The organism is Cryobacterium sp. Hh38, assembly GCF_004403235.1.
GTDB classification, from domain to species: Bacteria; Actinomycetota; Actinomycetes; order Actinomycetales; family Microbacteriaceae; genus Cryobacterium; species Cryobacterium levicorallinum.
The window spans coordinates 255,026-281,169 of the sequence record NZ_SOHD01000042.1; the positions used below are offsets into that span (position 1 = coordinate 255,026).

Below are 26,144 nucleotides of genomic sequence, written 5' to 3' on the forward strand. Positions count from 1 at the left end.
ACCGCCTACGCCCCACGTTCAGGACCAGCCGAAAGGATCCCTCATGGTTCCCGAAATCAACATCTGGGCTGTGCTCCTGGCCACCGCATCGAGCATGGTCGTCGGCTTGATCTGGTACACCCGCGCGGTCTTCGGCCGGTACTGGATGAAAGCCGTCGGACACACCCAGGAAAGCATGAAGGGCAGCGGCACCGGCGCTATTATCATCACGGTCATCGTCAGCTTCGTCACCGCCTCCGTGCTGGCCGGCGCCGCGGCGATCGCCCAGAACTTCTACGGCGGCAACTTTCTGTTCAACACCCTGCTCACCGGGCTCATCCTCTGGGTCGGATTCACCGCAGCCCGCATGGTCACCCACGACGCCTTCGACCGCCGCCCGGCCGGCCTCACCGTGCTCAACCTGGCCCACGAACTCGTGACCATTCTGCTCATGGCCTTGATTATCGGCCTGTTCGGCATCTCCGCCCTCTAACGTGCACCAACTGTGCGAAACGGATGCCGCAGCATCCGTTTTTGAGGCCCGCCCGCCGTTGCGCGGGTGCAGCAAACTACCGGCATCAGGGACGTACACTGAGGAGAACGCCCCTGCGTGTCACCGGCCGCTGGTCGCTCATCGAGAATCTCGGCGGCACCATGTTTCCTGCGAATCAGCTGTTCGAGACACAGGCAGAGCAGCGTTCATGCCGGCTTTTTCGGCCGCACTCCCCGGGACAGGCTCGAATTGCCCCGTGTTTGAGTGCTCCACTTTTTCAAGGAGGACCATGGCGACACTCGATATTCCAGACGCACAACCGGATGCGCGCACGGAATCCCCAAAAGTCGGTTACCCCGATTCCTCCGGCGGTGACATTTTTGATACCGACGCTTTTCGCCCCGACTCCGTCGGCTACGACTCGAACGAACCCGAACCGCCAACGAACACCGGCTTGATCCCGACTCTTTCCCTGAGCAACGAGCCCGAATTGGTGTTGATCACACCGGATGCCCGCACCCGCCGCTTCAACCGGGATGACGTAGTCGTGCGCAAGGGCGAGATCGCGTTGATCAATGGCCACTACACGCCACACGAGTCCATGGTCAAAGACCTCGTCGCCGTCTACGACGCCCTCACCCGCGGTGGAATCGACTTTCTGCTCGTGCGCGGCGACCACAACCGTCCGGTCATCGCTGTTGACCGCAAGCGTCGCAAGGAAATCACCCAGGTGCTTAGCGAGGCGTTCGCCAATGAGCCCTTCTACGCCAAGCCGCAGGGCGGCAACGTGAACCAGCAATTTCTCCTCGCCGACGGCGCTCTTACGGTGTTACGCAAGTCGTCGGTTTTTCGGGTCTACCGCCCGCGGATCGAACCGATTGGACGCCTGCGCTACGGGGCTCAGACCGCGTTTCAGCTCGAATTGTGGCGTTTCGGTGAAGACGAAATCATCGCGCCGGTCGAGAACGCACTCATGCGCACCCGGCTGCCGCGCTCCGAGGCCCGCGAAACGACGATCGACCTGTACGGGCGCACCTGGCTGACCCTGCAAAACATGTTCGACGACCTGGCGAGTGACGTCACATTTGACATCGATCTCGTATTCAGCTGGGTCGACGGCTCGAGCGACGAGTTTCAGCGGGAACGTGCCAAGCGCATGCAGGCCTATGTCGTTGGCGAGGGCGACGATTCGGATGCCCGTTTTCGCCAGATCGACGAGCTCAAGTACGCCCTCCGCAGTGTTTACATGTTCGCCCCGTGGATTCGTCGCATTTTCATCGCGACCGATTCTCCGGCACCGGAGTGGCTCGCTGAGCATCCGCGCGTGACGATCATGCGCAGCGAAGATTTCTTCGTCGACACGAGCGTGCTGCCCATCCACAATTCGCACGCCGTGGAAAGCCAGCTGCAGCACATTCCGGGGCTTGCGGAGCACTTTCTGTATTCGAACGATGACATGTTCTTCGGCCGTCCGGTCGGGCCCGAGCTGTTCTTCTCGCCGGGCGGCGTGACCAAGTTTGTGGAAGCAGCCACTCGAATCGGTCTAGGCGAGAACGACCCGACGCGCAGCGGGTTTGAGAACGCCGCACGGGTAAACCGTGCCCTGCTTCGTGGCCGCTTCGGCAAAGTCACTACCCGCCACCTTGAGCACACGCCGGCGCCTATGCGCAAAAGCGTGCTGCTTGAGTTGGAGCGGGAGTTTCCCGAGGACTTCAGCCGCACGGCAGCCAGCCGGTTCCGCTCGGCGACCGACATCTCGGTCACCAATTCGCTGTATCACTACTACGCATTGATGACCGGCCGTGCGGTTGCGCAGACCCAGGTGCGCTCGCTCTACGTCGAGACGACCCTGCGCATCGCCCTGCGGCAGATGAACCATTTGCGCAAGCACCGCGATCAGGACATGTTCTGTCTCAATGATGGGAGCCACCCGGAAATCACGCCCGATGTGCGCCGGGACGCGGTAACTGCGTTTCTGAACCTGTACTTTCCGATCGTGGCACCGTGGGAGCGGACCAGCCTAGCCGCTAGCGCAGAACCGGAATCGGCCGTGTCATTGGCGGCTCACGCAGTGCAGGCAGAGTTTCCGACGGCGTAATCTCGACGCCGGAAGCGTGCAGACGACGCGCGCTTTCGGCGGCATCCACGTAGTCGAGCGTTGGGTAGTGGCCGAGCGGAACAACTGAGTGCAAAACCGTGCCGGGGTAGACGTGCACCAGGTTGAACGCTCGGGCGCCATCGCGCCCGAGGGTTCCGCCGATGGGAACGTTGAGGTCTTGCGTGTAGCAGGTTGCCGACGCTACCGACACGGGGATGCCGGCGAACATGGCCATCGATGAATAGTGCAGGTGGCCGGCAATGATGCTGCGCACATCGGTGCCGCGCAGCACGTCGGCCAGACGGTCCTGGTCGCGCAGCTCGACGGCGGTGGCCAGGTCGAGCACGCTCGGAATGGGCGGGTGATGCATCGCCAGAATCGTGCCGTCGGGGGCCGGTACGCGCAGCTCTTCAGCGAGCCACTGCAGCTGTTGGTCGGTCACTGTTCCGTAGTGGTGACCGGGCACCGAGGTGTCGAGGGTGATCAGGCGCAGGCCGTTGAGGTCGTAGGACCGGTCGATCGGCGCGTCGCTGGCCACCTCACCGAACAGTTCGATGCGAAAAGCCGAGCGATTGTCGTGGTTGCCCATGACCCAGACGATTCGGGCGCCGAGACGCTCAGCGACCGGCTCCACGATCTGACGCAGCAGCTGGTAGGCGCCGGGCTCACCCTTGTCGGCGAGATCACCGGTGACGACGATGGCCTCTGGCTGGGCTCCGGAGGCCTCGACCTCGGCGAACAGCTCGGCCAGGTGGGCTTCAACGTTGACGCTGCCATAGAGTTTCGAGCCCCCCGCCAGCAGGTGGGTGTCGCTCAGGTGTAACAGGAAATGATCCGGCCGGGGGTATTCAGCCGTTCGAAAGCTCACGGAGCGTCCATTCGTTTGTCGCGGACGCGCTTTGCCGGCGCGCTTTCACGATGTTTGGACCTATTCGATCAGATGTACTTGAACAACCGGTGTACGCCACACCTTAATCCTGCATCGGTCGGGGTAAATGGGCAAGTGCCGTCATTGAATCGTGCTCAGGATCCGTACCCGAGGCTGGCCGCATGGCTCGATACGTACGCATTGAGGAATTTGGTGGCCCAGCGTTCTGACCATCGTGCACGACGAGCAGCCGCGCCGGTTGTGGCTGCCGCCCTCGACTGCAACGGCGCTGCGACCATCGATGCGGCACTCGAGCTGGGCGTTCCCGGCGGTCGGATCAACACGATCGCCGCGCGTGGCCACCGGGCTGGCGCCGGCATCACCGAGGTGGGCGGTCAGGCCGCGGATATTGATGACCTCCGTGCCCTCTCCGCGCTGATCGGGAGCGGGGAGATCGTGCTGCCGATCGACCGGGTGTTTCCGCTCGAGCAGGTGCAGGGCGCCTACCGTCACCTGATGGCCGGGCACCTGCGCGGCAAGGTCGTGCTCGCGACCCGGTAGGCGAGTCCCGGGTGCTCGGGGCCGCGGTCCGGCCGTTCCTGGCCGGGAAAGGGGCTCGCCGGCGCGGCGCGCTGGCTGGTCTGCGATTTGTTCCGGAGACGTGGCCGTTCCAGGCCGACCCGCTCGGGCTCCCAGCCGGTTGTGGCATGCTTGACCGTGCGCACCAGATTCAAACCGAACGCTCCGCTACAGGGGGCGTATGGCTACCTCGCCGGAGCCGCGCTGATCGCGCTCGTATTCGTCGGTCTCTACCTATTTTTCGTGCGGGGCCATGCCGGCCAGGAGGCCGACCAGCTCGCCTATAACGGCGCCGAATTCGGCCGCCGCAGCATCACCCCGTTCACCGGTCGGGTGCTCGACTCTGTGCCCGATGTGGCCGTGGTGTTCGGCGTCGTGCTGACCGCGATCATCGCGCTCGTGCGCCGCAACTGGCGCACCCTGCTCGTCGCCCTGGTGGCGGCCGGGGCAGCGACGGCGACCGCGCAGCTGCTCAAGTACGGCATCCTGGCCCGCCCCGATCTGGCCGTCGAGGGCTACGCCGGAAACTCTTTCCCGTCGGGGCATACGACGGTGGCGGCGGCATCCGCTCTCGTGGTGTTTCTGGTGGCGAGCCCGCGCACCCGGCCAATAGTCGCCGGCTGGGGCACCGCCTTCGCCGTGCTGGCCGGGGTCGCAACGCTCGCCAACCAGTGGCATCGGCCCAGTGACGTGATTGCCGGGCTGCTCTGGGTTGCCTTCTGGGGCTGCCTGGCCGGTGCCGTGCTGGCCTGGCCGCGGGTCGGGGCGCTGCCCCGCGCCGCCGGCGACGGCTCCAGCTCACGGTGGCCCGCCTTCATCGGCCTGCGCCGATCCACCATTCGCGTTATTCGCTGGCTGTCGGTCGGCTTCGGTGCTGTCTCCGTGCTGGCCTTTGTCGCTACCCTCGTGGTGAACAGCAGCCTGTTCGACAGCGTCGGAACGCTGGGCACCGTCGTCGCCTATTTCGGTGGCGTCGCGGCCATCGTTACCGCAGGCCTGCTGCTTGCGCTCAGCGGAACGCGGCTGTTCGCCCGCCTTCCGTAGATTTCGCTCGCTGCCCGTTCACAACCAGCTTGACGCAGAGGGTGTTCCGACAATCTCCGCAGTTATGCACGGCAGCTGGGAATTCTGTGGCCTGGCGCCCCCGAAAAGCTGTGGCGGGCCGATTTTTCGGCGCACTAGGGCTGTACGGAACAGAAGTCGCGTGCAACACTGATTTATGGCCGTCACGCTGAGAGCGCTCCAGACCGTAGTACCCCCGACGATTCTGATCCAAGAGCAGGTGCGCGATATCTTCGCCGCCCAGCCCGGACTTAGCCGACTAGCTCAACGGCTGGTCAGCACCAGTTTCAACGTGTCGGGTATCGAGACGCGACATACCGTGATCGCCGAGCTGACCCTCGACAACGATTCGACCGAACCGCAGTTCTTCGACGCGCACAAACAGCTGCTGCTCATGCCGAGCACCCGGGTGCGCAACGAGCTCTACATCGAAGAGGCCACCAAACTGTTCGTCGAGGCCGGCCGCCGGGCGCTCGCCGCCTGCCCCGACATTCGTCCCGAAGACATAACGCACGTTGTCACCGTTTCCTGCACCGGATTCTACGCGCCCGGCCCCGACTATATGCTCGTGCGGGAGCTTGGCCTGAACGCCAGCACGCAGCGCTATCACCTGGGATTCATGGGCTGCTACGCAGCGATGCCGGCCCTCCGCATCGCGAAGCAGTTCGTTGAGGCCGACCCGAACGCGGTCGTGCTGGTGGTCAGCGCCGAACTCTGCTCGCTGCACCTGCGTACCTCGAGCGATCCAGATACCATCGTTGCCTCCTCGCTATTCTCCGACGGCGCGGCCGCCGGCATCGTCAGCGCGCGGGCCCCGCTCGCGGGCGAGAAGGCCTTGGGCCTCGACCTGTTCGAAACGGTGATCACGCCGGTCGGCGAGGGCGACATGGCCTGGAAAATCGGCGACGAGGGCTTCGAGATGATTCTGAGCACCTACGTTCCGCACATCATCGACGAGCACATCGAGGGCGCGCTCGCCCCACTGTTCGCCCGCGATGTGTCGATCACCGGGCAGCTCGCAGCCACTGCTTCCCTCGAAGCGGATGCCGTCGGCTCGACTCTGGGCGCGGCAGTGCTCACCCTCGCGCCCCCCGCCTCGCTCAGTTCGGTGATCGAGCATTGGGCGATCCACCCCGGCGGCCGCAGCATTCTCGACAAGACCGAGGCGAAGCTCGAGCTGCGCCCCGACCAGCTGCTGCCTTCGCGCCAGACGCTGCGCACCAACGGCAATATGAGCAGCGCGACCATTTTGTTCGTGATGAAGGCTATTCTGGATGGTCCGGCCACGGCCGACGGCGAGCGGGTCTGCGCCATGGCGTTCGGCCCCGGACTCACCGTGGAGTCCGGCCTGATGACCGTGATCGAGGGCTGAATGGTCCTTCCCTCCCTGCGCGTGCGCGCCCACGACGCGGTGGAGATCATGGATTCCCCGCTCTGTGACCCGACCATGCTCACCCGCACCTATCAGGATTTTCGGGTGGTCAATGCGGTCGTCTCGGGCTGGTGGGGGATCTATCGCCGCAGCATCCGCCCCGCCCTGTCAACCACGACCGAACTGACGCTGCTCGATGTCGGATCGGGCGGCGGCGATGTGTCGCGGGCGCTGGCCGGCTGGGCGGTGCGTGACGGCCTGCGGCTGAGGGTGACCGGCATCGACCCGGATGCCCGCGCGCACGTGTTCGCGACGTCGCAGCCGAAGATTGCCGGGCTGACTTTTCGGCGGGCGCTGAGCTCGGATCTTGTCGCGGAGGGCGAGCACTATGACTTCGTGGTCTCCAACCATGTGCTGCACCACCTGAGCGTCGACGAGCTCAAGGGGCTGCTCGTGGACTCCGAATCGCTCGCACGGCGTCGGGTGCTGCACGCCGATCTCGAACGCTCGAACTTCGCCTACCTCGGGTTCGCGGCGGCTACCTGGCCGTTCTTTCGACACTCCTATATTCGGCCGGACGGGCTCACCTCGATTCAACGCAGCTACACCGCCGTCGAGCTGCGGGCCGCGGTTCCGGTCGGATGGACCGTTTCGCGCGGCAGGCCATCGCGGCTCGTGCTGGGCTGGGATGCGGCCTGATGCGTGACGTTGTCATCGTGGGTGGCGGGCCGGTCGGTACGATGCTCGCCTGCGTATTCGCAGTCGGCGGGCTCGATGTTGAGGTGGTCGAGCAGCGCGAGCTGCCGTCGCTGCGCTCGCGGGCGATCGGCATCCACCCGCCGTCGCTGCGCGCCCTCGCCTCTATCGGTGTCGCCGACGCCCTGCTCGACCGGGCGGTACGCATTCACCATGGGGAGGTACGCTGCGACGGCCGCAGGCTCGGGCAGCTGTCGTTCGAGCGGGCAGCGCCGGAATATCCATTCGTGGTCGCGGTGCCGCAATACGAGACGGAGGCCCTGTTGCGCGCCCGGTTCGACCAGCTCAGGCCGGGGCAGTATCGCAGCGGTGTGACGGTCACCGGAGTGCACGATCGCGGCGATGCCGTCGTGCTCTCGACCGACGCCGGCCCAATCGAGGCGCGCTATGTGATTGGCGCGGACGGCGCCCGCAGCCAGGTGCGGGCGGCTGCCGGCATCACCTGGCGGCAGCTCGGCCGCAGCGAAACCTATCTCATGGGCGACTTCGCCGACCCTGATCCGGGCGACACCGGTGCGGTGCTCTATTTCGAGCGCGGCGGCGTGGTGGAGTCCTTCCCACTGCCCGGCGGCCGGCGCCGTTGGGTGGCGATGACCGATTTTCTCGCCACGGAAGCCGACAGCGCCGACCTGGCCGCGCTCGTCCGTCATCGAACCGACGTCAGGGTGGCCGAACCGCTCGGGGCAGCGAGCGCCTTCGGAGTGCAGCAGCGGCTTGCAGGGCGCATGCAGGCGGGCCGCATCGTGCTGGTCGGCGATGCAGCGCATCAGATTAGTCCGATCGGCGGGCAGGGCATGAACCTGGGCTGGCTCGACGCCGTTGCGCTCGCGCCGGCCCTGCAGCGGGCGCTGCTCGAGCCGGCGGTGGCGGCATCCGTTCTGGGTGGTTATGACCGGTCCCGCCGGAGTGCCGCTCACCGCGCGGCCGTGCAGGCCGGATTCAACATGAATATGGGTCGGCCGGCCCGTGGCCTGCGGCTCGGTGCGCGCAACGCCCTCGTGCGTTCGCTCACCCTGCCGCCGGCCAACGAACTCGTCGCCCGCGCGTTCACGATGCGCTGGCTGTGACCTGACGGGTAGGTCGCCGGTCTAATGCACGACATGCCGGCTCCGCTCAGCGGGGCGCAGATTCACCGGCCTGACGTTCGGGCGTGGGCCGCAGATCGAGTTGAATAGACGGGTGACTTCTGCAACTCTCGTTCCCCGCCTCCGCACCGACCTCGCTGCCGCCCACTTCTCGGTTCCCGGCCTGACCGGATTATGGGGCATTGAAGCGGATGCTGCCCTCCGCCGCAACCAGCGGGTTCCGGCCCAGCGGGCGCTCGCCACGCTCGCCGCGAAGCTCGGCCGGAACGAGCCCGCCGCGACCCTCGCCCGGCTGTTCCTGCTCGGCGACGCGGTGCCGCGAGCCGACCTCGACGCCGCGCTTCCGACGCTCGGGGCGGTCGGCGCCGCGGAGCTCGGTCTCGTGGCGGCGGACGGTTCGGCCGACGTATGCCCGCTCGTCGACCTGCGCCCGTACAGCTTCATCGACGCGCACGGCGCCGGCAGCTGGTGGATCGTGAGCGATCTGGGGGAGCTGGCGCTCGGGCATCCGCTGGGCGAAACGCACGTTCTCGGCATCGGCGGAGCCTCGCGCACCCTCAGCGGACTCATGATGCCGACGGCGGTGGAGCGGGCGCTCGACATCGGAACCGGCTGCGGAATCCAGGCCATGCACGCCTCGCGGCACGCCGAGCAGGTCGTCGCGACCGACATTTCGGTGCGGGCGCTCGAGCTTGCGGCGCTGAACGTCGAGCTCAACGAGATCGACAATATCGAGTTTCGCTTTGGCAGCCTGTTCGAGCCGGTGGTGGGGGAGCGGTTCGATCACATTATCTCGAACCCGCCGTTCGTGATCACGCCGCGCGCCGAGGGTGTGCCGAGCTACGAGTATCGGGACGGCGGAATGGTCGGCGACGCCCTGGTCGAGGCCGTCGTGCGCGGGGCCGCCGACCATCTCACCCCCGGCGGCGTCGTGCAGCTGCTCGGCAACTGGGAATACCACGATGAAACGGATGCCTTCGAACGACTCGAGCGCTGGCTCACGCCGGGTGCCCTCGACGCGTGGATCATTGAGCGCGAGGTGCAGACGCCGGGCGAGTACGCCGAGACTTGGATCCGCGACGGCGGCACCCGACCCGGCCCCGACTTCGACCGGCTGTACAACGCCTGGCTGAACGACTTCGAAGCGCGCGGCGTGCGCCGCGTCGGGTTTGGATACCTGCTGTTGCGCCTGCCCGCCGGCGATGCACCCGCCGCTGGCGGTGAGGCGCCCATCTCCGCCCCGACGCTGCGTCGCCTCGAGCGCCTGCCCGATGCCCTGGGCCACAACCCGGCCGGGCTCGGCGCGCACCTCGCCGAGTGTCTCGCCGCGCACGACTGGCAGGCTCAAACGGATGATGCGCGCCTGTTGCGCACGAACCTCACAGTGGCCTCCGACGTCACCGAAGAGCGCCACTACTGGCCCGGCCAGTCGGATCCGACGCTCATGACCCTGCACCAGGGCAGCGGATTCGGCCGCTCGGTTCCGCTCGACACGGCCCTGGCCGGATTGGTCGGTGCCTGCGACGGCGACCTCGCGGTCGGTGCCATCATCGGCGCGCTCGCCCAGCTGCTCGACGCCGACGAGCCAGCGCTTGCCGCCGAACTGCTGCCCAAGGTGCGCGCCCTGCTCGTCGACGGCTTCCTGAAGTAGCTAGTTCTTGGGGGTCGCGCGGCGCAGAGCCAGGAAGCCGCCGAATCCGGCGACTGCTGCGGGCAGAAGCAGCCAGGCGAAGATGCCGCCGATTCCCTGGGCGCCGAACCAGATAGCAACTGCCGGCCAGCTGCTCGTGAAGGTGATGATCGTGACCGCGCCGATGATGGCCAAGGCCAGCGAGCTCCAGAACACGAGCATGCCGGGCATGCGCCAGCGCATATAGATGGTCGCGATCGACGCCCCGATGAAGAACACGAGCAGCTGCATCACGAAGAACGAGAAAAGGTCAACCCAGAACCCGTCGATGCCGAGCCAGAGCGCGTTGAACATATAGGTGTCGATGAACCACTCCTCGGTCAGCTGTTCGAGCTGGGTCAGCAGGGCGAACGCGAGGGCGTTGGCGGCCGAGATCAGTACGAACAGCAGCGCTGTTCCGAGGTAGAAGTCCCGGCGGGTGACGCCGAAACCGAGCACGAGCGGAAATCCGAAGGAGATGGCCTGCCTGTTCCGGGGTGATGCCGAGCTTGGCGGCTTCACTCAGCAGGGGGCCGACGAAGTTGGCCCGAAACTGTTCGGTGCGGGCGACGACCAGTCGTTGCCGAGCTCCGGTTGCTACAAACATTCCTATTCCTCGCCTCTTGCAGAGAATGCCGTCTTCGACCAGACGGTTGACGCCCTTGTCAGCTCTCGCCGGATTGATGCGGTGAAAGGCCGCGAATTCGTTGGTCGACGGAACGGATATTTCTTCCTCAAGGACGCCATCAACGATGTCGTTCTCGATCTGCTCCGCGATCTGCACGAAGATCGGTTTGCCCGCTTCGATCAAGGACTGTCTGCTTTCAGTGGATGCTGCTGCCCGATTCCCAGCCCCCGCCGGTTCACTGGTTAGTTGGTCATGTGACTAACTAGTTGCCTTCAGGGGAAAATGTCAACCGGCACGGTCTGCGGTGAGAGGGCACTAACCTGACGCCATGACTCCCGCACCCGCGCTCCCGGCCGCCTTCAACCTCGGCGGGCACACCGCACTCATCACCGGGGCGGGCAGCGCCACCGGTATCGGCTTCGCCGCAGCACGGATGCTGGGTGAACTCGGTTGCCGGGTGATCCTCACCGGCACGACGGCGCGGGTGCACGACCGGGCGCGCGAACTGACGGCACACGGACTCGATGCGAGCGGAATCGTCTGTTCCCTCGACTCGGTCGACGGTGCCGAGGGACTGCGGGTGGCGCTCGCCGCGACTGGGAGCGAGCCGACGATTCTCGTGAACAACGCGGGCATGGTCGCGGTCGGCGACGCCGAGATGGGCCACGGAGATATCCTGACCAGTCCGGCCGAGTGGGAACACGGCCTCGCCATCAACCTGTCCACAGCATTTCATGCCACTCGCACGGTGATCCGGTTCATGCGCGCGGCCGGATGGGGTCGTATCGTGATGGTGTCGAGCGTGAGCGGGTCGATCATGGCCTGCCGCAATGATGTCGCCTACGCCGCAGCGAAGGCCGGGCTGGTCGGGCTGGTGCGGGCGCTCGCAGTGGACGAGGCCGAAGTGGGCATCACGGCGAACGCCGTCGCGCCCGGCTGGATCTCGACCGGCTCCCAGCTCACGAGCGAGGCTCTGGAGGGTGCGCTGGTTCCGGCCGGCCGAAGCGGCACGCCGGGGGAGGTCGCCTCCGTCATCGCGTTTCTTGCCTCGCCAGGAGCCGCCTACGTCACCGGGCAGGTGATCGTCGTCGACGGCGGTAACTCCGTGGCCGAGGAGCGACGGTAACCAGTCGCCCTCGAGAAGAAAATGTCAAGCGGCACGGTCTGCGGTAGTTTGGTCTCATGACTGGCGCCGTACTGAAGCTCTGCGGGCGCGCGCCCGGGATCCGCCGTTCTAAAGCAGACCGATCGTGAAGCGGCGCACTTTTCTGCTCGGCACGGCGTCGGGTTTTTCCGTGTTGGCTCTCGCCGCGTGCGTGTCCCCGGCGCCGGTTCCGACGGCATCCCCGGCGCCAACCACGCTCACGCCCTCACTGGTTCCTCAGCCGCTCGCCGTCTCCCGCACCAACTGGTCGACCGACCCCTTCTCGCGCGGATCCTTCAGCTACGCCGCCGTTGGGGCCACCCCGGAACACCGCGTTGCGCTCGGTCAGGCCGTCGATGCCCGGGTTTTTTTCGCCGGTGAAGCCACAGCAGTGGACGCGCCCGGCACGGTGCAGGGCGCCCGCGCGTCCGGCCTGCTTGCGGCCGGACGGGTGCAGGATGTCGCGGCTCCCGGCGAACGCATCACCATCGTCGGCGCCGGGATTGCCGGCATCACAGCGGCCCGCCAACTCGTCAATGCCGGCTACGACGTCGTCGTGGTCGAGGCGCGCGACCGTATCGGTGGGCGCATCGACACCGTCAGCAGCGACTGGCCCTTTCCGATCGAACGTGGGCCCTCTTTTGTGCACCGCACTTCTGACAATTTTCTCGACGATGAACTGACCACGCTCGGGGTCAGCCTGCTGCCGTTCGTGCGCACCCCGGAGGTGCGCACCCGGGCCGGGGCCGTCGTCGAGGTGTCGACGCTGGGCGCCGAGGCTGTCGCCGGTGCCCTCGACTGGGCAGCCGATCAGCAGCAGGATGTCTCGGTTGAACGTGCCCTGATCGATTCGGGTGAAGCGAAACTTTCGAGCACGCCCAACGCCGACGGCCTGTCGGATTCCGACTGGCTCGAGTACGAGATCGCCACGAAACTCAAGGTTGAAACCGGGGCAACGCCGAGTCAGCAGTCCGCCTGGTACACCACCGACATGGGCAGCGCCGACGACGACCAGATCGTGATCGGCGGCTATTCCACTCTGCTGAAAAGTGACGCCGACGGTCTGGAGCTATTGCTATCGAGCGTGGTCAACCGGGTCGCCCACGACGACGGTGGCGTGAGTCTGCGTCTCGGCACCGGCGAGTCGCTCTCGGCCGACCGGGTCATTCTCACAGTGCCGCTTGGCGTGTTGCAGACTGCCGCGATCGAATTTTCGCCGGCGCTGCCCTTCGCGCATCGCGGTGCCATTGCTGCCCTGGGAATGGGGGTACTCGACAAGGTCTGGCTGCGCTTCGACGAGCCGTTCTGGGACACCGAGGCCCGGCTATGGACCATCGTCGGCGAAGACGCCGATTTTCCGGTCTGGGTGAACATGATGCCGCTCACCGGGGAGCCCATTCTCATGGGGGTCGTGGCCGCCGAGAACGCCACTCGGCTGTCCGAGCTCGATGACGACGAGTTTCTCTCCGCGGCGCTCACCGCGCTCGAGCCGTTCCTGGCCGTTCCCGACGCGGCAGTTTCTGACGAATAGGCGCGCGGCTCAGAGGGACGAACCCCACGGCGGCAGCAGGTGCCGCGGCATCCGCTTCAATCGGGTGATCCAGGTGAGCAACGCTGCGATTCCGGTGATGATCGCCACGATGATCAGACAGTAGAACACGGTCTCACCGGGGCCGCTGACCTGCCGGGCGTCGAGGAAGAAGTAGGGATACCAGCCGACGATCGGCCCGCGAATGAGCGTGAACAACAGCCAGAACACCGGAAACACGATGGCCCAGCCGAGATATTTCCACGGCAGGCGAGCCTTGAACGGGTCGACCATCCAGTCGATCAGGGCGCAGGCCGGAATGACGAAGTGCAGCAGTTGGCTCGACCACGGCACCTCGATTGAGTAATTGGCGCTGGAGGACTGCCAGACGATGATTCCGTAGACCACTCCGGAGACCAGAATGTAGGTCGTTACCATGGCGCGCAGCATGTCGACCCAGACCGGGTCGGTCGGTCGCCGCAGAGCCACGATGGCTGCAGTGACGATCACGGCGACCGCTGCGATGGCGCTTTGCACGGTGAAATAGCTGAAGAAATTCGCGATGGCAAAGGTTGCGACACCGAGTGTGTAGTAGAAATAACCGCTCAGAGCGAATATTCCGGCTGCGGCCAGGCCGAGGCGCGCCAGAGCGAACGCTGTGCGCGTCGTCATTGGCGTCCCCCGGCGGGGCTTTCGCGCGCGGTCATAATGCAACGCTACGCCAGCGTTAAGGGCGTTTTGACCCTAGTCGGTGATCTGAAAGTCGCTTGCGCCGGTCGCGGCGATGTCGCTCACGTCGAGCGCCGTCACGACGGCATATCGCGGGCCGGTTTCGAGCCAGCGCAGCATGCGCGAAACGGATGCCTCCCGACCCTCGATCTCGAGTTCCACCGTTCCGTCCGGGCGGTTGCGGCAATATCCGACGAGTCCCAGATGCCGGGCCTGGGCAGTAGCGTGGTAACGAAATCCGACGCCCTGAACCTCGCCGTGGGCCAGCACTCGTTTACGTATCACGGGACTATTCTGCTCCGCACAGCTAGTCGCCCACCCGCAGGCTCAGCCACAGCATGAGTGTGTCGTCGGCGTTGTCGAGGTCGATGCCGAACAGTTCCTGCACCCGCCGCAGTCGGTAGCGCAGCGTGTTCTGGTGCACCGACAGCAAGGTGGCCGTTCTGGCCGAGTCTCGCCCGCAGTCGAGGTAGCTGCGCAGGGTTGCGGCATACTCGGTGCCGGAGCGAGCATCGAGGTTGAGCACCGCCTGCGCCTGTGCCGAAAAGAGCCGCGGGGTATCCCGAAGAACCTGCCCGAGTTCGAGCAGACTCAATCGGCTGCCGACGTTCCGCGCGCTGACGACCTGGCCGGTATCGGCTGAATGGTCCGTCAACAGGAGGACCAAATCCGCGTCCCGCCGCGACCGGCTGATCGTGTCGACACCGGTCACCCGCGACCCAACGGATGCCCGCAGCACGATCCGCATCGCTCCCGTAGCCCGGGTCACCAATCGAGCTGCCATTGCCTCGATGCCGATCAGCTGCGTGTCGTCGAGCTGACCGCCGAAAAAAAGGGCATAGACCGTGGTGCCGATGGCCACACACTCCGTGCCGCTCTGGTGCGCTTCGCAGGCCATCGCCACCAGATCAACCAGCCGGTTCAGGCGCAGCTCGTCGCCCGCGGGGCCGAACTGCGGTTGAAAGGCCAGAGCCACGAACGGGCCGGCCAAGTCGAGGTCGAGCTGAGCGGCGACGAGTCGGGCATCCGCATCGCCGTCGAGCAGCCGACGCAGGAGCACAGCGCGTTGCGCCCGAGCCAGGTCGGCCGCGCTGCGGGCGCGCAGAATATGCAGCGCCGCGATGGCTGCGGCGCGTTCAAGCTCGGTGGCAGCAGCATCGTCGAGCGAGCCGGTGACGTCGACGACCCAGATCGACCCAAGGGGCTCGGCGCCGGCCCGCACGGCGACCGCCAGTCGGGCCAGCCCCACCGGCACGGCGGGTTCGCCGGGCAGGCTCGGTGTCATCGCTCCGGGTAGCCGAACCGCGCCGGATGCCCGAAACAGTGCGGCGTAGGCCTCTGCGTTATCGGGTAGGTCGGGCACCTGACGGCCCAGAATGCCGTCGCGCCTGGTGTCATCGATCGGCTGGTCTGGCAGCGTGGAATACGCGAGGACCCGAGTCTGCAGATCTTCGATCGCGGTCGCGCCGCCGACCATCGCGGCGATCGCATTTGCCAGCGCGAACAGGTCACCGACCGGCAATCCCAGGGTAGTCATTCGTTCACCATACCCATCCGCTTTGTGCTGCACGACCATAACTATGCTCTTTCTTGGTGCTGCCCGCTAAAGATCGGAGGCTGCGACCCGACCACACTAGGCAGATGTCCCCGCACCGGCCCCTCGCCGCACTCACGGACCAGGCCCAGCAGGCGGCCCGGGTCGCCGCCGAATCGGCCGGGGTACGGGTGAGTGACGAGGCCAGCCTGGCTGGCTTTCTCGAGGTCGAGCAGCTGTTCAATACGGTCTGGCTGCTGCCGCCCGGCGAGAGCGCCATCCCCTCCGAACTCTTGCGCAGCATTAGCCACGCCGGCTGCAACGTGACGGCGGCCCGCGACCAGACCGGCCGCCTCGTGGGCGCCGCTGCGGCCATCGTTAGTCCGAAGTCCGCGTCGATGTACTCCCTTATTGCCGGGGTTCTGCCCGGAATCAGCGACCGCGGCGTCGGTTTCGCCCTAAAGCAGCACCAGCGGGCCTGGGGCCTGGCGCGCGACCTGACCGAAATGACCTGGACCTTCGACCCCCTGGTCAGCCGCAACGCGCGCTTCAACCTCACCAAACTCGGCGCCTCGGCGGGCGAGTACGCCGTCGACTTTTACGGCCCGATGCAGGGCGAGATGAACGCGAACGACGAGAGTGACCGACTGGTCGCGGTCTGGCCGCTCACGAGCGCGCAATCGACTGCCTGCAGCGAGAACCGCCAGGCCCCGATCGACGGCCCCTCCTACGGCCCGAGCGATGTGCTCGGAGTAGGACCCGACGGCGACCCCGTGCTCGTAATGGCGGCCGGCGCCCTGTGGTGCCGGGTTCCGACCGACATTGTGGCGTTGCGCGCGCAAAACCCGCAGCTCGCGGCCGAGTGGCGGCGCAGCATCCGTTCTATTTTTACCGACGTATTCGCTTCGGGGCATATAGCCCGTGGGGTCAGCCGTGACGGCTGGTACCGACTCGCACCAGGAGGAACAGCATGAAAATCGAGACCATCGAGCTACGCCGTGTACACCTGCCGCTGGTGCGGCCGTTCCGTACCTCGTTCGGCACGTCGACCGAGCGTGAAGTGACGCTGGTACGTGTCATCACAGCGGATGCCGAGGGCTGGGCCGAGTGCGCCGCCGACGCCCACCCCCTCTACAGCTCCGAATTTCTGGACGCGAGCGACCTGGTCATTCGCGACCACCTTGTGCCCCGGCTGCAGGCGCTCGGCAACCGGCTCACAGCCGAATTGGTTGCCACGGCGCTTGAACCGGTCAAGGGGCACATGATGAGCAAGGCCGTCCTCGAAACGGCCATTCTCGACGCGCAGCTCAAGACCACCGGGGTGTCCTTCGGCGGCTACCTCGGCGCCGTGCGGGACACCGTTCCGGCCGGCGTCTCTGTCGGCATCATGGACTCAATCCCCGAGCTGCTTGACGCGGTCGCCGGCTACCTCGCCGAAGGCTACCTACGCATCAAACTCAAAATCGAACCGGGTTGGGACCTCGCCCCGGTGCGCGCGGTGCGCGAACGCTTCGGGCCAGACATTCTGCTGCAGGTCGACGCGAACACCGCGTACACCCTCGCCGATGCCCGCCACCTCGCCCTGCTCGACCCCTTCGACCTGCTGCTGATGGAACAGCCGATGAAGGAGGACGACATGCTCGGCCACGCCAATCTGGCCAAGCTCATCTCCACGCCGATCTGCCTCGACGAGTCGATCGAATCGGCCAGAGACGCCGCAACGGCGATCACCCTCGGTGCCTGCAGCATTATCAACGTCAAGCCCGCCCGAGTCGGCGGCTACCTTGAAGCTCGGCGCATCCACGATGTCGCAGCGGCACACGGCGTGCCGGTCTGGTGTGGCGGCATGCTCGAAACCGGCGTCGGTCGGGCCGCGAACGTGGCCCTCGCCGCGCTGCCGAACTTCGTGCTGCCGGGGGATACCTCGGCCTCTAACCGCTACTTCGCGCAGGATCTCACCGCACCGTTCGAGCTCGAAAACGGGCACCTGCGGGTGCCCACCGGGCCCGGCATCGGCGTTGAGGTATTGCCCGAGGTGCTGGCCAGCGTCACCGCCAGCACCGACAGCATCCGTTTCTAGCCTTACCCAACAACAGGAGACCGTCATGACCCTGCACGTGAAGCTCGAAACTCGCTCGCACCGCCGGCTGACCTGGCCGGTGCTCGGCCTGGCCCTGGGCCTGGCTCTGAGCGGATGCTCCGCCACCGTCGACAGTACCGAACCCGCCGCCGTGACCGGCGACGTCGACCCGGCCGCCGCGGCCGCCCTGCCCGAATCGATCAAATCGGCCGGAATCATCAGGGCGGCCTCTGACATTCCCTACCCACCGATGGAAATGTACGACGTCGAGCAGAACATCACCGGTTTCGACCATGACCTCGCGGCCGCCCTCGGAGTGAAGCTCGGCGTGCGGTTCGAACTGCAGAAGCAGTCCTTCGCGACCGCGATTCCGTCGCTGCAGGCCGGCAAGAACGACGTGATCATGTCGGGCATGAACGACACCAAGGAACGGCAGGGCACCCTCGACTTTGTCGACTACTTCCACGCCGGATTCTCGATTCTCGTGCTCGCCGGCAACCCCGAGAACATCACCGGGGTGCTCGATCTGTGCGGCAAGGAGGTCGCAGTGCCCAAGGCCACCGTGCAGGCGGATATTCTGCGCGGCTACGACGAAGAGTGCACCGCGGCCGGCCCCGGCCCGGTGATCATCTCCGAATTGCCCGGCGAGACTGAGGTGCAAACCGCAGTGCGGTCCGGCCGGGCCGTTGCCGAGGTCGTCGACTCCGCCGTCGCCGCCTACACCGCGCAAACCGCCGGTGACGGTGAGATGTTCGAGGTCGTCACCGACGAGGCCAACCCGAACGGGTACAGCCCGGTCTACAGCGGAATCGGCATTCTCAAGGAGAACAGCGAACTCAGCGAGGCCATCCGTCTCGCCCTGGTCGCGACCATCGCCGACGGCACCTACGCCGAGATTCTGGCCAAGTACGACCTCACCAACTACGGGCTCGACGAGGCCGGCTTCAACCTCGGGTCGTGACCTGATGCCGAACCCACGCGCCGTGGCCACCCGCGAAAGAGACTCTCGCGATCCGGACCCGCTCAACCCGCGAGCCCCAGTGGCGCGCGACCCTGACGACATCGACGCGGTGCCACTGCGGCATCCGTGGCGTTGGGTCATCGCGGTGCTGCTCCTGCTCGCGTTCGCCGGAGTCGCCGTGTCGCTGTGGCAGAACGACAATGTGAACCATCCGACCATCAACGAGTTCATCTTCGACCGGCGCATTCTCGACGGCGTCGTACTCACGCTCGTGCTCACCGTCGTGTCGATGGTCGTGTCGACGGTGCTCGCCGTGCTGCTGGCCGTCATGCGGCTCTCCAACAACCCGGTGATGAACGCGCTGTCCTGGCTGTACGTCTGGGCTTTTCGCGGCACGCCGCTGTTGATTCAGATCGTATTCTGGGGTTACCTCGGGCTGCTCTATGCGCAGATCACGCTCGGAATTCCGTTCACCGACTTCAGCCTGTTCTCGGTCGATACGAACACGCTGATTCCAGCCTTTGTCGCGGGGCTCCTCGCGCTCACCCTTAACCAGGCCGCGTACTCGGCCGAAATCGTGCGTGCCGGAATGCTCTCGGTCGACGAAGGCCAGTACGAGGCCGCCTACTCGGTCGGTATGAGCCCCACCTTCACCCTGTTCAAGGTTGTGCTGCCACAGGCGATGCGGGTGATTATTCCGCCGATGGGCAACGAGACCATCTCGATGCTCAAGAACACCTCGCTGCTCTCGGTGATCGCGGTACTCGAGGTGTACACGGTCGCCACCCAGATCTCCTCGCAGAACCTGCGCCAGGTCGAACTGCTCGTGGTCGTCAGCTGCTGGTATCTGTTTCTCACCTCGGTGCTGTCAATTCCGCAGTACTACCTGGAACGCCACTACGGCCGCGGCAACGCCCGCACGCTGCCGCCGACCCCACTCGGACGGGTCTGGGCGGTCCTGCGCCCGACGCCCCGCCCGACCACACCGAGAGCGGATGCCCCATGACCGATACGCGCGTCACAACAGCCGTACCGACGGCATCCGTTTCTGCACCCTTGTTGAGCGCGCGCAAGGTTCGCAAGAGTTTCGGTGGTGTCGAGGTACTCAAGGGCATCTCGCTCGAGGTCGCGGCCGGGCAGGTGATGTGCCTGCTCGGGCCATCCGGCTCCGGCAAGAGCACGTTTCTGCGCTGCATCAACCATCTCGAGCGCATCGACGGCGGCCGCATCTCCGTCGACGGCGAACTCATCGGCTATGCGGCCAGACACGGCCGCATCTTCGAGATGAACCGGCGCGAGGTCGCCAAGCAGCGCGGCGGCATCGGCATGGTGTTCCAACGATTCAACCTGTTCCCGCACATGACCGCCCTCGAGAACATCACGGCGGCGCCGATCGGGGTGCGCGGGCTGGCCAAGCCGGCCGCCCTGGCTCGCGGCCGGGAGCTGCTCGACCGGGTCGGACTCGCCGACCTGGCGCAGTCGTACCCCGCGCAACTCTCAGGCGGGCAGCAGCAGCGCGTCGCGATCGCCCGCGCCCTGGCCATGGATCCGAAGCTGTTGCTGTTCGATGAGCCGACGAGCGCGCTCGACCCGGAGCTGGTCGGTGATGTGCTCGATGTGATGCGGGCGCTCGCCGCCGATGGCATGACGATGGTCGTGGTCACCCACGAGATCGGCTTCGCCCGCGGTGCCGCCGACGAGGTCGTGTTCATGGACGGCGGGGTCGTCATGGAGAGCGGGCCGCCAGCGAGCGTGCTCGACCATCCGCAGAATCCGCGCACCAAGGCATTCCTCGACAGCGTCATGTAGCTCGGTGGACGCGCACGCTTGACCGGGGCCTACTCTGTAAGCAACGAAACCCTGGAGGAACAATGACCGTGTTGACCGCCGATTTGTACGACGAACGTGGCGACGAGCTGCAATCCGTACCCCTGCAGTTTCAGACGATCGGCGGGCGGGCCCGGTTCAGCGGCCCGATTCGCACGGTCACCTGCTTCGAGGACAATGCGCTGCTCAAGTCGATCCTGTCCACGCCGGGCGACGGCGCCGTGCTCGTCATCGACGGGGGTGGTTCGCTGGGCTCAGCGCTCATGGGCGACATGATCGCCGACCTCGCCGTGGCGAACGGCTGGTCTGGCGCGATCATTAACGGCGCCGTGCGCGACCGGGTCGCCATCGGAGCCCTCGACCTCGGAGTCAAGGCCCTCGGCAGCAACCCGCGCAAGAGTTCCAAGACCGGTTCGGGGGTAGCGGATGCCGTCGTCGAGATCGCCGGCGTCGTCTTCACCCCCGGGCGCACGGTGTACTGCGACGAGGACGGCATTCTGGTCGAGCGCTGACCCCTTAAACGCGTGAAGCGCTGAGCGAATTCGCTCAGCGCTTCACGGAAAAAAGGGAATTACTGCAGAACGTCGTCGATGCTCACGACGACGAAGTTGGCGTCGAGGTCGACGTCCCGGTCGTCGCCGTTGTCGAGGGTGACCTCAACCTCGTAGAGGTGGTCCCAGTCGTCATCGCGGTCGAAGTCGGTGACGCGACCGCTGCCGATCGCGGCGAGGGCTGCGGCCTCCGCGCTGGCACGGTCGCTGGCGGCCTGGTCGGCGGAGCCGGTGTCGGCCGTGGCACTCGGAGTGGCGATTGCGGAAGCGCTCGGGGCGGCGCTCGACGAGGATGAGTTGCTGTCGTCGGTGTCGTAATCGCCGACCCAAACCACGTCGAAGGCGTCGTTGAGCTCAACGTCGACGGTCGTGCCGTCGTCCAGAAGCACCTCGAGGTCGTAGGCGCTTCCGCCGTCGTCGTTGCGGTCGGCGTTCGTCACGGTGCCGGGGCCGACCTCGGCCAGGGCGGCGTTGCTGGCGCGGTCGAGGGTCTCACCGGTAAGGGGGCCGTCGTTGTCGTTGTCGCTCACGGCGAGGGCAATGCCAGCGCCGCCGAGGAGCAGAACCACGCCAGCGGCGGTGGCGATGAGAATATTCTTCTTGTTCATGGTGCAGTGCCTTACGTCGGTGCCCCCAGAAGCCGGAGACCGAACGGCCGTGCCCAAGTTGCTAGGTTCAGCATAAGCGAAGTAATATACACCCCCTAATGTGAGAGAGCAAGCCATAGCCTATTCACTGGTCGCCAGTCAGGAGGCCCAATTCCCTGGCTGCAGCTGCCCGCCCGGCGGCAATAGAAACCGCTCGGCGGCCCGGCGAGGGGCCGCCGAGCGGCGCAAAACGGTGAGCGGTTACGCGGCGGGCGTGCTCGGGGTGTCGGTCGGGGCGACGGGTGCGGTGCCGTCGGTCGGCGGGGTGACGCTGGTGCCGACATCCGCTCCCCGGGGGCCGCCGTGACCGCCGCCCATGCCGGGACCACCGATGCCGGGATCACCCATACCGCCGTCGATACCATGGCCCGCCGAGGCCGTGGTGATCGACGTCGCATCGAGGCTCGTGTCATCGTCATTGACCGTTCCGGTGGCGCGAATGTCGGTGCCATCGTCGAGGTCGGCTGCAAGCCCGTCGCCGTACTCGGTGTCGTCGGTGACGTTGATCGTGCGCACGAACCCGTCGTTGTCGGTGATCGTGATGGTGTCGCCCGACACGGTCAGCACGGTGCCCGAGATGCTCGGACCGGAAGCGTCGAGGGCGGCCCTTCCGGTGGACGACCCCGGGCCGCCGTCAGAGTCGGAGCCACCGTGGCCGGGGCCATCGGAAATGCTGGAATTGTTCGACGCAAGTTCGGCGTTCGAACCGGAATTCGCGGCAATGCCGAAGCCTATTCCGGCGCCACCGAGGATGATGACCGCGGCGGCGATTCCGCCGATAGCGACCGGCTTGCGGTACCAGGCGCGGGGCTTCGGCGCGGCGGGATCGAAGGGCACGCTCGGGGTGGCGTAGCCGGTTGAGGCTGCCGCGAACGGAACCGTCGCGTTCGCGTCGACCGGCGTTCCAATTAGGGGAACAGTCGCGTTGGAGTCAAAGGGCAGGGTCTGCTGCGCGTCGTACGGCAGGTCCGACTGCGCGTCGAAGGCCTCGGTCGCGGCGGTATCGGTACTGGACTGGGCAGTGTCTGTCTTCTTAGTGTCTGTCGTGTCCGCGCTGGTGTCCAAGGCGTCGGGCGTGGTGCGGGGCTCGACGGTGTCGTCGGCACCGTCGGCGGGATCGGTGGGCTGGGAATCGTTGGTGCGGGTCATACTGTCTCCTGACGAAATGAAGTGAGTGGGGGGATCTGTTTTCAGCCTTTGGCGCGAATCTGAAGACGAACTGAATCCCGCCCGACGCGGCCAAACGGTCAGCGGGCGCATAGCAAACGCTCAGCTTGGCCCCGCACTGTTAAACCGTGCCCACCGAACCTGCCCGCGTCCTCGTCGTCGAAGATGAAGACGTGCTGCGCACCGCGATCGGCCAAGCCCTCACTCACGCCGGGTTCGTGGTCGATACCGCGCCGGACGGCACGAATTTCTCCGAACGCATCGCCCGCTTTCGACCGGATGCCGCGGTGCTCGACATTATGCTGCCCGGTGAAAACGGCCTGCACCTGGCCCAGCGACTACGGGAAGCCGGCAACACCCCGGTGTTGTTCGTGACCGCCCGCGACGCGGTCGATGACCGGCTCGCCGCCTTTGAGGCCGGTGCCGACGACTACATCATAAAACCGTTCGTGCTGGCCGAGCTTGTTGCCCGCGTCACCGCTGTGCTCCGCCGCACCGGCCGCCTGGTCTCACCGACCATGCAGGTCGCCGACCTCGTCGTCGATGAGGAGGCCGCCACGGCCGCCCGGGCTGGCCAGCTGATCGACCTCACCGCGACCGAACGCCGCCTGCTCACCTACCTCGTGCACAACCGCGGACGTACCCTCTCCAAAACCCAGATCCTCACCCAGGTCTGGGGCTACGACGACTACGATCCCAACCTGGTCGAGGCGTACGTGAGTACCCTGCGCCGCAAACTCGATGCCAACGGTCCGCGCCTCATCCACACCGTGCGCGGAATCGGCTACCGCCTCACGGGCTGACCGGCTCGTCTCGGCCAGCGGATGCCGTTTGCTCGCCGCATCCGTTTATCTCCCGCTCCCATTAGAAAGCACCCCTCATGCGGACCACGTCCCTACGATTGCGAGTCGTCGCCGCTGTTCTGGCGATGCTCACGATTGTGCTGGTCACGGTCGGTATTCTGATCAACGTCGTGCTCGGCGGCCAGCTGCGGGCCGACCTGCAGCAGCGCCTGATCGACCGGGCCGGCTACGCGCAGATTCTGGCCGAGGAAGGTCTGGCGGCGCAGAGCCTGGCCAACCGGCTGACCGGCGATGACGTCACCGTGACCTACTCGGTCGGCGGCGACACCGTCTATGGCCGCACCGATCCCACTCCCCGCGGTGACCGCGGCCCTGGCGCTCCGCCGCACGCCGAGACCGTGCCGGGCGCCGTCGTCACCCAAAGCGGCGACCGCCTCTCGGTCACCCAGACCGTGGCCGGCGGAACCCTCACCCTCAGCTCGAGTGAGGCCGGCATCGACGCGGCCCTGGCCCAGCTGCGCACGATCGAGGTCGTCGCCGGTGCGCTCACGATTGTCGTCACCGGGCTGCTGCTGACCGGTGTGGTCGGGGTGGCGCTGCGCCCACTGACCCGCATGACCGAGCTCGCGCTCGCCATCACCCAGGGAGGGCGCGGCGGCCGGCTGCGCCCGAGCAATCCGCGCACCGAGATCGGGCGCACCGCCGGCGCCTTCGACGACATGCTGCAGGCGCTCGAAACCGCCGAAAACACCTCTCGCCAGGCCGCGGCCGATGCGCAGGCCGCAGAAATCACGGCCCGTGATGCCGCGCAGGTCGCGGCTGCCGCCGAGGAACGGATGCGCCGGCTTCTCGCCGATGTCTCGCACGAACTGCGCACCCCGGTTGCTGGCCTGCAGGCCAGCGCTGAAACGCTGCTGCGCGACAATCCGGCCCGCGCTGAGCGCGAGAGCCTCACGGTCGGCATGATTCAGCAGACCCAGAGGGCTGCCCGACTGGTCGATGACCTGCTGCTGATGACCCGGTTGGACCAGGGCGATGAGGGCGCGGCCTTCGAACCGGTCGACCTGTCCGCGCTCACCCGCGACGTCGTTGCCGAGCAGCGGATGCTCGGGGCCAGCCGCGAATTCGACCTCGCGGTCGCGGCCGAGGTTTGGGTGAGCGGTGACGCCCAGCGCCTGGCGCAGATCGTGACCAACCTGCTCGGGAACGCGCGCACTGCGACCGAGCCGGGTGGCAGCATCCGCACCAGCCTGGCAATCGTTGATGGCACCGCCCGGCTGGAGGTCAACGACTCCGGCGCCGGCGTTCCCGCGCCAGACCGCGAGCGCATCTTCGAACGGTTCGTGCGCCTCGACCCGTCACGGGCCAGCAATCGCGGCGGCTCCGGCCTCGGCCTGTCGATCGCCCGGGCCCTCGCCCGCGCGCACGGCGGTACGCTCGAGTGCCTCGAACCGGTCGCGACGGGTGCGCGCTTCGTCCTGACGCTACCCCTGGCACGCGCCTAGCCCGAGACTATTCGCAGCCGGTTCCGTCACCGTCGCGGTCGAGGTGGCTGCCGTAGCCGGGTTCGCCGGAGTGCACCGGCGCCGCGCCGGCCTCCCGAGCGGCGGTGCAGTTCTGAAAATAGACCTCGACCGGCGTGACGACTGCAGACTCACCGGTACTCGCGAGCTCGTCGGGGCAATCCGAGAGGATGCGCGTCATCGCGTCGCGCTCGGCCGCGGTCACCCACAGCGCGTAGGTCGCCTTCACCGAGATCTGCCGGGCCACGTAGGTGCACCGGTAGCTTTTCAGCGGCGGCAGCCAGGTGGCCGCGTCGCCGTCTCCCTTGCGCGAATTGGTCACGCCGTCGACGGCGAGCAGATTGAGCGGATCGTTCGCCAACGCCACCCGCTGCTCCTGCGACAGTTGCTGAGCCCCGGTCTGCCAGGCATTCGACAGGGCAACGAGGTGGTCGATCTGCACGAGCGAGGAGGTCGCCTGGCCCCGCACAAAATCGATGGCCCGGCCCGTGAACGGCCCGACCAGGGTGCCGCTCTGCACCTCGCAGTCGCCCGCAATGACGAGCACGGTCAGGTCGCGGGCCAGGATGTCGTTGCGGGTATCGCATCCGTTCTGGTCGACGTCTTGCCAGGCTGATCCGAAGCTTTCCGCGCGGTCATAGCCGGTTTTCGGCGCGCGACCCTTTACCGGCAGGGTTGCGAGCACGGCGAGGGCTGCGGAGTCGGACGTGGGCGCTGGCTGTGCGGTGGCCGGTTCCGCAGTGGCATGCGTTGATGGCGTCGCACTTGCGGAACTTCCGGTGTCGGCCAGATCCGGTGAAACGGATGTCCCCGCGAGCGACGTTCCCACGAGAATCGCCGCGAGGGCGGCCACGATCACCGCCGTGATCACGAAAGTCTTCTTCGGGCGACGGACGGCCATGGTGCTCCTTCTGGCCGCAAAGGCACGACCCCTCGAATATACGGCGTGCGCCGCGGCCGTCGGGTCAGGCCGCGGCATCCGTTTGATGAAAAGACACCCATTCTGGGGGTCTTCTTTCGGGGGCCGCACTGGCAGGATATAGAACCCGGCGAGGAGCACT

At 66.5% G+C, this 26,144-nt stretch carries 26 protein-coding genes and 1 pseudogene; 18 read left to right on the forward strand and 9 right to left on the reverse strand.

Annotated features, from left to right (window positions below):
• The first annotated feature begins 43 nt into the window (after positions 1 to 43).
• On the forward strand, positions 44 to 472 hold the full coding sequence (locus tag E3T41_RS15335; protein WP_134479288.1) for a DUF1761 domain-containing protein: 429 nt from the start codon (positions 44 to 46) through the stop codon (positions 470 to 472).
• A gap of 289 nt (positions 473 to 761) precedes the next feature.
• A complete protein-coding gene (locus tag E3T41_RS15340; protein ID WP_092448895.1) occupies positions 762 to 2,570 on the forward strand; it encodes a stealth family protein in 1,809 nt (602 codons plus the stop codon).
• Here E3T41_RS15340 and E3T41_RS15345 read toward each other — a convergent pair.
• The gene (locus E3T41_RS15345) at positions 2,500 to 3,438 is read right to left on the reverse strand and encodes a phosphodiesterase (RefSeq protein WP_092448894.1); all 939 of its coding nucleotides are present in this window, start codon (positions 3,436 to 3,438) and stop codon (positions 2,500 to 2,502) included. The two genes, E3T41_RS15340 and E3T41_RS15345, sit on opposite strands and share 71 nt — an antisense overlap.
• Positions 3,439 to 3,651: 213 nt before the next feature.
• Here E3T41_RS15345 and E3T41_RS18025 point away from each other — a divergent pair, with 213 nt between their 5' ends.
• The 6 genes from E3T41_RS18025 (at position 3,652) to E3T41_RS15375 (ending at position 9,943) form a co-directional block, all read left to right on the forward strand.
• Positions 3,652 to 3,999 carry a zinc-binding dehydrogenase gene (locus E3T41_RS18025; protein ID WP_166787448.1) on the forward strand — a complete coding sequence of 116 codons (348 nt, stop codon included), beginning with the start codon at positions 3,652 to 3,654 and terminating at the stop codon, positions 3,997 to 3,999.
• 156 nt (positions 4,000 to 4,155) lie between these two features.
• On the forward strand, positions 4,156 to 5,061 hold the full coding sequence (locus E3T41_RS15355) for a phosphatase PAP2 family protein (protein WP_166791588.1): 906 nt from the start codon (positions 4,156 to 4,158) through the stop codon (positions 5,059 to 5,061).
• A 175-nt stretch (positions 5,062 to 5,236) separates the two neighbouring features.
• On the forward strand, positions 5,237 to 6,451 hold the full coding sequence (locus E3T41_RS15360; RefSeq protein WP_104133298.1) for a type III polyketide synthase: 1,215 nt from the start codon (positions 5,237 to 5,239) through the stop codon (positions 6,449 to 6,451).
• Positions 6,452 to 7,150 (forward strand): class I SAM-dependent methyltransferase, encoded by a 699-nt coding sequence (locus tag E3T41_RS15365; protein WP_092448891.1) that lies wholly within the window; start codon positions 6,452 to 6,454, stop codon positions 7,148 to 7,150.
• On the forward strand, positions 7,150 to 8,274 hold the full coding sequence (locus E3T41_RS15370) for an NAD(P)/FAD-dependent oxidoreductase (RefSeq protein WP_166791589.1): 1,125 nt from the start codon (positions 7,150 to 7,152) through the stop codon (positions 8,272 to 8,274). Before E3T41_RS15365 ends, E3T41_RS15370 begins: the two co-directional genes overlap by 1 nt.
• A 112-nt stretch (positions 8,275 to 8,386) precedes the next feature.
• A complete protein-coding gene (locus tag E3T41_RS15375) occupies positions 8,387 to 9,943 on the forward strand; it encodes a methyltransferase (RefSeq protein ID WP_134479291.1) in 1,557 nt (518 codons plus the stop codon).
• Here the strand turns inward: E3T41_RS15375 and E3T41_RS18030 are convergent, their stop codons facing one another.
• Positions 9,944 to 10,420: a hypothetical protein gene (locus tag E3T41_RS18030; RefSeq protein WP_241991212.1), complete on the reverse strand. Its 477-nt coding sequence runs from the start codon at positions 10,418 to 10,420 to the stop codon at positions 9,944 to 9,946. It abuts the gene before it with no gap.
• A gap of 1 nt (position 10,421) precedes the next feature.
• Positions 10,422 to 10,772, reverse strand: a pseudogene (locus E3T41_RS18625) (GntR family transcriptional regulator); the annotation flags it as partial.
• 145 nt (positions 10,773 to 10,917) lie between these two features.
• Between E3T41_RS18625 and E3T41_RS15385 the strand changes: the two are divergent.
• Both E3T41_RS15385 and E3T41_RS15390 read left to right on the forward strand, forming a co-directional pair.
• Positions 10,918 to 11,715 (forward strand): SDR family NAD(P)-dependent oxidoreductase, encoded by a 798-nt coding sequence (locus tag E3T41_RS15385; RefSeq protein WP_092448887.1) that lies wholly within the window; start codon positions 10,918 to 10,920, stop codon positions 11,713 to 11,715.
• Between the two features lie 124 nt (positions 11,716 to 11,839).
• Positions 11,840 to 13,264 carry an NAD(P)/FAD-dependent oxidoreductase gene (locus E3T41_RS15390; RefSeq protein WP_092448886.1) on the forward strand — a complete coding sequence of 475 codons (1,425 nt, stop codon included), beginning with the start codon at positions 11,840 to 11,842 and terminating at the stop codon, positions 13,262 to 13,264.
• 9 nt (positions 13,265 to 13,273) lie between these two features.
• Here E3T41_RS15390 and E3T41_RS15395 read toward each other — a convergent pair whose 3' ends face one another.
• From E3T41_RS15395 to E3T41_RS15405, 3 genes are all read right to left on the reverse strand, one after another.
• Positions 13,274 to 13,933, reverse strand: coding sequence for a Pr6Pr family membrane protein (locus E3T41_RS15395; RefSeq protein ID WP_092448885.1), 660 nt, complete (start codon positions 13,931 to 13,933; stop codon positions 13,274 to 13,276).
• Positions 13,934 to 14,005: 72 nt separating this feature from the next.
• The gene (locus tag E3T41_RS15400) at positions 14,006 to 14,275 is read right to left on the reverse strand and encodes an acylphosphatase (RefSeq protein ID WP_092448884.1); all 270 of its coding nucleotides are present in this window, start codon (positions 14,273 to 14,275) and stop codon (positions 14,006 to 14,008) included.
• Between the two features lie 22 nt (positions 14,276 to 14,297).
• Positions 14,298 to 15,527, reverse strand: a complete 1,230-nt coding sequence (locus E3T41_RS15405) for a CdaR family transcriptional regulator (RefSeq protein WP_134479293.1) — start codon at positions 15,525 to 15,527, stop codon at positions 14,298 to 14,300.
• A 104-nt stretch (positions 15,528 to 15,631) separates the two neighbouring features.
• Between E3T41_RS15405 and E3T41_RS15410 the strand changes: the two genes are divergently transcribed.
• The 6 genes from E3T41_RS15410 to rraA all read left to right on the forward strand — a co-directional run bounded on the left by E3T41_RS15410 (position 15,632) and on the right by rraA (position 20,904).
• The gene (locus E3T41_RS15410) at positions 15,632 to 16,498 is read left to right on the forward strand and encodes a chorismate synthase (protein WP_134479294.1); all 867 of its coding nucleotides are present in this window, start codon (positions 15,632 to 15,634) and stop codon (positions 16,496 to 16,498) included.
• Positions 16,495 to 17,604, forward strand: coding sequence for an o-succinylbenzoate synthase (gene menC / locus E3T41_RS15415; RefSeq protein ID WP_092448881.1), 1,110 nt, complete (start codon positions 16,495 to 16,497; stop codon positions 17,602 to 17,604). The genes E3T41_RS15410 and menC overlap by 4 nt, the downstream gene beginning before the upstream one ends.
• Positions 17,605 to 17,629: 25 nt before the next feature.
• Complete coding sequence (locus E3T41_RS15420; RefSeq protein ID WP_134479295.1) at positions 17,630 to 18,565, forward strand: ABC transporter substrate-binding protein; 936 nt, start codon at positions 17,630 to 17,632, stop codon at positions 18,563 to 18,565.
• Between the two features lie 4 nt (positions 18,566 to 18,569).
• The gene (locus tag E3T41_RS15425; protein WP_092448879.1) at positions 18,570 to 19,571 is read left to right on the forward strand and encodes an amino acid ABC transporter permease; all 1,002 of its coding nucleotides are present in this window, start codon (positions 18,570 to 18,572) and stop codon (positions 19,569 to 19,571) included.
• Positions 19,568 to 20,374 (forward strand): amino acid ABC transporter ATP-binding protein, encoded by an 807-nt coding sequence (locus tag E3T41_RS15430; RefSeq protein WP_134479296.1) that lies wholly within the window; start codon positions 19,568 to 19,570, stop codon positions 20,372 to 20,374. Before E3T41_RS15425 ends, E3T41_RS15430 begins: the two co-directional genes overlap by 4 nt.
• Positions 20,375 to 20,436: 62 nt before the next feature.
• Complete coding sequence (gene rraA, locus E3T41_RS15435; protein ID WP_092448877.1) at positions 20,437 to 20,904, forward strand: ribonuclease E activity regulator RraA; 468 nt, start codon at positions 20,437 to 20,439, stop codon at positions 20,902 to 20,904.
• Positions 20,905 to 20,963: 59 nt separating this feature from the next.
• Here the strand turns inward: rraA and E3T41_RS15440 are convergent, their stop codons facing one another.
• Both E3T41_RS15440 and E3T41_RS15445 read right to left on the reverse strand, forming a co-directional pair.
• Positions 20,964 to 21,551, reverse strand: coding sequence for a PepSY domain-containing protein (locus tag E3T41_RS15440; RefSeq protein WP_166791591.1), 588 nt, complete (start codon positions 21,549 to 21,551; stop codon positions 20,964 to 20,966).
• Positions 21,552 to 21,791: 240 nt separating this feature from the next.
• Positions 21,792 to 22,739 carry a hypothetical protein gene (locus tag E3T41_RS15445; protein ID WP_134479298.1) on the reverse strand — a complete coding sequence of 316 codons (948 nt, stop codon included), beginning with the start codon at positions 22,737 to 22,739 and terminating at the stop codon, positions 21,792 to 21,794.
• Positions 22,740 to 22,885: 146 nt separating this feature from the next.
• On the opposite strand from E3T41_RS15445, the gene E3T41_RS15450 reads away from it, so the two are divergent.
• Together E3T41_RS15450 and E3T41_RS15455 are read left to right on the forward strand one after the other, a co-directional pair.
• Complete coding sequence (locus E3T41_RS15450; protein ID WP_134479299.1) at positions 22,886 to 23,560, forward strand: response regulator transcription factor; 675 nt, start codon at positions 22,886 to 22,888, stop codon at positions 23,558 to 23,560.
• A gap of 77 nt (positions 23,561 to 23,637) precedes the next feature.
• On the forward strand, positions 23,638 to 25,065 hold the full coding sequence (locus E3T41_RS15455; RefSeq protein ID WP_134479300.1) for a cell wall metabolism sensor histidine kinase WalK: 1,428 nt from the start codon (positions 23,638 to 23,640) through the stop codon (positions 25,063 to 25,065).
• A 7-nt stretch (positions 25,066 to 25,072) separates the two neighbouring features.
• Here the strand turns inward: E3T41_RS15455 and E3T41_RS15460 are convergent, their stop codons facing one another.
• Entirely contained in the window at positions 25,073 to 25,984 is a 912-nt protein-coding gene (locus tag E3T41_RS15460) for a DUF1524 domain-containing protein (RefSeq protein WP_134479301.1), read from the reverse strand.
• Between the last annotated feature and the right edge of the window lie 160 nt (positions 25,985 to 26,144).